We start from the raw sequence: 5,059 nt of genomic DNA on the forward strand, positions 1-5,059 counted from the left end.
AAAACTATGCGGTATTAGCACCCGTTTCCGGATGTTATCCCCCTCTTATGGGCAGGTTACCCACGTGTTACTCACCCGTTCGCCACTATCTTCTCAGTGGAAGCAAGCTTCCATAGAAAAGACCGTTCGACTTGCATGTATTAGGCACGCCGCCAGCGTTCGTCCTGAGCCAGGATCAAACTCTCATGTAATGTGGGCTCTTGTACAGAAACCCTCATGAAAAGCTGAATAGCTCTTAATTTCTTGCTGACTTTATGTTTGCGATACGATGTATCGCCTTCGTTTGCTTTGACCGAAGTCTAAGCTCCCTGCACATTTGGTTCGTTCATTCTTTGTTCAGTTTTCAAAGGTCAATCGCGCATCACGTATTACGTGATTGCTTATTTATATTATCACGGCTCCTGCTGTCCGTCAAGCCTTTTCTGAAATTTTTTCAGAAGCATTATCGGCTTGCAGATGCGTGGATCAGCAACTTTTATATAATATCACGCTCTAAATCGTCTGTCAACAATTTTTTCAAATCATTTCAAAGCCGATTCTGGCGGACAACTTCTATATACTATCATCGCAACCAAATGCTGTCAACGATTTTTTAATTTTTTTTAAAGACTTCCGTCACCACCCGTATAAACACTGGCGTTCTTCACAATATGGCATGTGGATCAGCGGTCCAAACTCCCTGGATTCCGACTTTCGCATTCGGATTCTCTGATGGATTTGTCCCGCTCACCATGCCTATTTATATCAATTCACAGGTTGTGCTGTTTTTTTGGCGATATTCTCCAAAAAGTTCCGGATAAGCGTCTGACCATCTTTTGTGAAGATGGACTCGGGATGGAACTGCAGGCCATAGACGGCATGCTCCTTGTGCTTCATCGCCATAATGACGCCATCATCGACACTTCTCGAGAGTATTTCCAGTTCATCGGGAAGGCTATTTTCTTCGACAACCAGCGAATGGTAACGCATGACCTCGAAAGGGGAAGCGATCCCTTGGAAAAGCGGATCTCCGTTATGCGTGACCATGGATGTTTTGCCGTGCTTCAGCGTTTCCGCACGAATGACATTCCCGCCATAAGCATACCCGATGGCCTGATGCCCAAGACAGATTCCTAGCAAAGGTACTTTTCCGGCAAACTCCCGGACCACATCAACGCAAATCCCGGCATCTTCCGGCACGCCCGGTCCTGGGGAAAGGATGATGCAGTCCAGGTCCATCCCTTTCATTTCATCAAGTGTCAGGGCATCATTGCGCAGAACCTGCACATCCGGATTGATTTCTCCGATGTATTGGTAGAGGTTGTACGTAAAGGAATCATAGTTATCGATCAATAAAATCATTCAGATTACCTCCTTCAAGGCCATTGCTTTGTTGAGCGTCTCGGTATATTCCGATTGCGGAACGGAATCGTGCACAATCCCTGCGCCGGCTTGAACATAGGCGAAGCCGTCCTTCAGAATGATGGTCCGGATGGCGATGCAGGTGTCCATGTTGCCATTATAGGAAAAATAGCCGACCGCACCGGCATAGATGCCCCGCTTCGTTTTTTCCAATTCGTCAATGATGCCCATCGCCCTTATTTTCGGCGCACCTGATACGGTCCCTACAGGCAAACACGCGCTCAAGGCTTCAAAGCAGGTCAGACCCGGTTTCAATTTGCCGGTCACCTTCGAAACGATGTGCATAACGTGTGAATAAATATCCACTTCCATGAACTTATCCAGCTTGACGCTGCCGAATTCGCTAATCCTGCCGATGTCGTTCCTTCCCAAATCCACCAGCATCACATGTTCTGCCCGCTCCTTCTCATCTGCGAGCAACTCTTTCTTCAATTCATTGTCTTCCTCTTCGTTCTTCCCTCTTCTGCGCGTTCCGGCTATTGGATTCGTCATGACTTCGCCATCCTGAACGGTGACCAGACTTTCCGGGGATGAACCGACCACCTGGAAATCACCCAGATCGATATAGAAAAGGTAAGGCGACGGATTCTTTGTGCGCAGTCTTCTGTAAATATCGAACGGTTCGGATTCCGATTTGATAGTCAAGCGCTGCGAAAGGACAACCTGAAAGATGTCGCCCGCTTTGATGTATTCTTTTGCTTTCTCGACGAGTTTACAAAATTCCGCTTCGCTGACATTTGAGGAAACTTCTTGATTCGGATTCACCTCTTGGAAAGGTCGGATGCCATTCGTCTGGTTCATCGTTTCGGCTAACTTTTCCAGATTGGCAGTGATTGTTTCATAATCCTCCGTGTCCTCGGGGAAAACATTATGGACAAGCGTCATTTTGTGTTGGTAGTGGTCGTAGCTGATGAATTGCTTGTAGAACATCAAGTAGGCTTCAGGCGCCTGCAGTTCATCCGGGTTCACATTCGGCAGCTTTTCGTATTGTCGGATGACATCGTAACCGACATAACCGATCGCGCCGCCGACGAAAGGCAACGGGATATCGGTCTTGAGATACGGAATCGACACCTGCTCTTTTACGTAATCGAGCACCTTGCCTTTTTTGTGCACGGGTTGCCCATCGGTGATGATCGTGACGTCTTCGCCCATACTCGTGATGCTCTTATAAGGGTTCGAACCCAAGAAGGAGTATCTCCCGATTTCCCGCTCCGAAAAGACACTCTCAAACAAAAACTTATGCTCCCCTTCGAGATTGTAGTACATGCCGATAGGCGTCAATTGATCCGCATTGACCGTCAAGTGTACCGGAAACACCTTATTATGCTTTTTTGCTGCTGCAAATTCTGTTGCTGTCAGATTAAACATTCCATTCACCCCTAATGAGATTTTTTGCTGTTTCTGCTTGATTCAGGGGATTTTGGGTACAAAAAAAGCCACAACATCCCCTATAATGGGACGATGTAGCCGCGGTGCCACCCATATTAGTTCTCTACTGTTGACTCACACCCGACACTGTCGTTCTTTGCGCTCCTTGCCTCCTTATCGGAATCAAGGACCCAATGCGTCACCAAAAAATGGGCTATGCATTGTTTTCGCGCTAATACTACAGAATCAAAAAAACACTTCCTCCTCAAAAGGACGAAATGTTTCCATTCGTTTGCCACCTCAGTACAAAACTCGCTCTGCGGGTACGGATGTTACTCGATACCCCGTCCTTTTAACGGCGGACTCCCGGTTTTTGCTACTATAATTTTCGCATCACGTCTCAGAGATCCATTCACCGACAGCTACAGTGCTTGGCTTTCACTGCCCCAAACTCGCTTTGACTAAACGCCATTGGTTACTACTTCTCATCACAGATTTTATTAATTTAATTTTAATCCATTATAATCCTTTTCTCATTATTGTCAACTGAAAAATATTTGTCTTTCGAAAAACCACTGAGCCCAGGCAATAGAAAAAGAAGCCGTTCATAACAAAGTACTCCTTGTTATGAACAGCTTCTTTTGTGATACCGGCGGCCGGGGTCGAACCGGCACGCCCTCGCGGGCACTGGATTTTGAGTCCAGCGCGTCTGCCAATTCCGCCACGCCGGCATGATTATGAAGAATGCAATGTTCCATTTTGTTGTTATGGAAAGGCGGTAACCGGATTTGAACCGGTGATAGAGGTTTTGCAGACCTGTGCCTTACCACTTGGCTATACCGCCGAGATGTTGCTATTTAAAAAAAACTGGGCTAGCTGGATTCGAACCAACGAATGACAGAGTCAAAGTCTGTTGCCTTACCGCTTGGCGATAGCCCAATAAGAGGGCGACTGATGGGAATTGAACCCACGAATGCCGGATCCACAAACCGGTGCGTTAACCACTTCGCCACAATCGCCATAATATAATGTTGAGACAGGGGTAGTAGGAATTGAACCCACACCGACGGTTTTGGAGACCGTTGTTCTACCTTTAAACTATACCCCTATTCAGAGGATGCTTTTTAAAGAAATGGAGGGAGGCAGATTCGAACTGCCGAACCCGAAGGAGCGGATTTACAGTCCGCCGCGTTTAGCCACTTCGCTATCCCTCCATCATATAAAAAAATGGTCCGAGACGGATTCGAACCGCCGACACCTTGAGCTTCAATCAAGTGCTCTACCAACTGAGCTATCAGACCAGAATAAAATTGTAAAAACGGCTCCGACGGGATTTGAACCCGCGATCTCCTGCGTGACAGGCAGGCATGTTGACCCCTACACCACGGAACCAATGGAGGTTGACGGGATCGAACCGCCGACATCCTGCTTGTAAGGCAGACGCTCTCCCAGCTGAGCTAAACCTCCAGGGATTGAAAAATGAAGAGCCTAGGCTCCGGTGTATCCTATCTGTACAACAGCTAGGTTAATGATCCGTACGGGAATCGAACCCGTGTTACCGCCGTGAAAGGGCGGTGTCTTAACCGCTTGACCAACGGACCATAAGTTTGAAAACTGTTAAATTGAGATTGAATGGATAGAACTAACATCCATTCGTATCCTGTCTGGAAAGCAGCTAAAGCCGCAACAGCTAGGATGATGATCCGTACGGGAATCGAACCCGTGTTACCGCCGTGAAAGGGCGGTGTCTTAACCGCTTGACCAACGGACCGTAAATTTGAAAACTATTTAAATAGGAATAATTAGATGGAGCTAACATCCATTCTTATCCTGTCTAGAAAGCAACTAAAGCCGCAACAGCTAGGATGATGATCCGTACGGGAATCGAACCCGTGTTACCGCTGTGAAAGGGCGGTGTCTTAACCGCTTGACCAACGGACCATAAGTTTAGAATACATATTGCAATGGAGGTTGACGGGATCGAACCGCCGACATCCTGCTTGTAAGGCAGACGCTCTCCCAGCTGAGCTAAACCTCCAGGGATTGAAAATCGTAGAGCCTAGGCTCCGGTGTATCCTGTCTGTACAACAGCTAGGATAATGATCCGTACGGGAATCGAACCCGTGTTACCGCCGTGAAAGGGCGGTGTCTTAACCGCTTGACCAACGGACCATCTTGTTTATTTTTCTGATAAAGCTACGGAGAAGGAGGGATTTGAACCCTCGCGCCGCGTTAACGACCTACACCCTTAGCAGGGGCGCCTCTTCAGCCACTTGAGTACTTCCCC

At 47.6% G+C, this 5,059-nt stretch carries 2 protein-coding genes, 15 tRNA genes, 1 rRNA gene and 1 other annotated feature; all 18 genes read right to left on the bottom strand.

Annotation, left to right across the window (positions count from 1 at the left end):
- Nucleotides 1-191, bottom strand: a 16S ribosomal RNA gene (locus tag TES5_RS14620); the annotation flags it as partial.
- Nucleotides 192-744: 553 nt separating this feature from the next.
- A complete protein-coding gene (locus TES5_RS14625) occupies nucleotides 745-1,341 on the bottom strand; it encodes an anthranilate synthase component II (protein WP_068562702.1) in 597 nt (198 codons plus the stop codon).
- Nucleotides 1,342-2,772: an anthranilate synthase component I gene (gene trpE / locus TES5_RS14630; protein WP_068562703.1), complete on the bottom strand. Its 1,431-nt coding sequence runs from the start codon at nucleotides 2,770-2,772 to the stop codon at nucleotides 1,342-1,344.
- A gap of 83 nt (nucleotides 2,773-2,855) precedes the next feature.
- Nucleotides 2,856-3,273: a binding site (T-box leader), on the bottom strand.
- Between the two features lie 146 nt (nucleotides 3,274-3,419).
- Nucleotides 3,420-3,503, bottom strand: a tRNA-Leu gene (locus TES5_RS14635).
- 42 nt (nucleotides 3,504-3,545) lie between these two features.
- A tRNA-Cys gene (locus tag TES5_RS14640) sits at nucleotides 3,546-3,616 on the bottom strand.
- 23 nt (nucleotides 3,617-3,639) lie between these two features.
- Nucleotides 3,640-3,711, bottom strand: a tRNA-Gln gene (locus TES5_RS14645).
- A 7-nt stretch (nucleotides 3,712-3,718) separates the two neighbouring features.
- Nucleotides 3,719-3,791: transfer RNA gene (locus TES5_RS14650), tRNA-His, on the bottom strand.
- A gap of 18 nt (nucleotides 3,792-3,809) precedes the next feature.
- Nucleotides 3,810-3,880: transfer RNA gene (locus tag TES5_RS14655), tRNA-Trp, on the bottom strand.
- Between the two features lie 25 nt (nucleotides 3,881-3,905).
- A tRNA-Tyr gene (locus TES5_RS14660) sits at nucleotides 3,906-3,986 on the bottom strand.
- Nucleotides 3,987-4,000: 14 nt separating this feature from the next.
- Nucleotides 4,001-4,073, bottom strand: a tRNA-Phe gene (locus TES5_RS14665).
- 18 nt (nucleotides 4,074-4,091) lie between these two features.
- Nucleotides 4,092-4,164 (bottom strand) — tRNA-Asp (locus TES5_RS14670).
- Nucleotides 4,165-4,166: 2 nt separating this feature from the next.
- Nucleotides 4,167-4,239, bottom strand: a tRNA-Val gene (locus TES5_RS14675).
- 62 nt (nucleotides 4,240-4,301) lie between these two features.
- Nucleotides 4,302-4,373, bottom strand: a tRNA-Glu gene (locus tag TES5_RS14680).
- Nucleotides 4,374-4,471: 98 nt separating this feature from the next.
- Nucleotides 4,472-4,543: transfer RNA gene (locus TES5_RS14685), tRNA-Glu, on the bottom strand.
- 98 nt (nucleotides 4,544-4,641) lie between these two features.
- Nucleotides 4,642-4,713: transfer RNA gene (locus TES5_RS14690), tRNA-Glu, on the bottom strand.
- A gap of 24 nt (nucleotides 4,714-4,737) precedes the next feature.
- Nucleotides 4,738-4,810 (bottom strand) — tRNA-Val (locus TES5_RS14695).
- A 62-nt stretch (nucleotides 4,811-4,872) separates the two neighbouring features.
- A tRNA-Glu gene (locus TES5_RS14700) sits at nucleotides 4,873-4,944 on the bottom strand.
- Nucleotides 4,945-4,971: 27 nt separating this feature from the next.
- Nucleotides 4,972-5,059, bottom strand: a tRNA-Ser gene (locus TES5_RS14705).

The sequence above is a fragment of the Trichococcus sp. ES5 genome (genome assembly GCF_900067165.1).
Taxonomy (GTDB): Bacteria; Bacillota; Bacilli; order Lactobacillales; family Aerococcaceae; genus Trichococcus; species Trichococcus flocculiformis.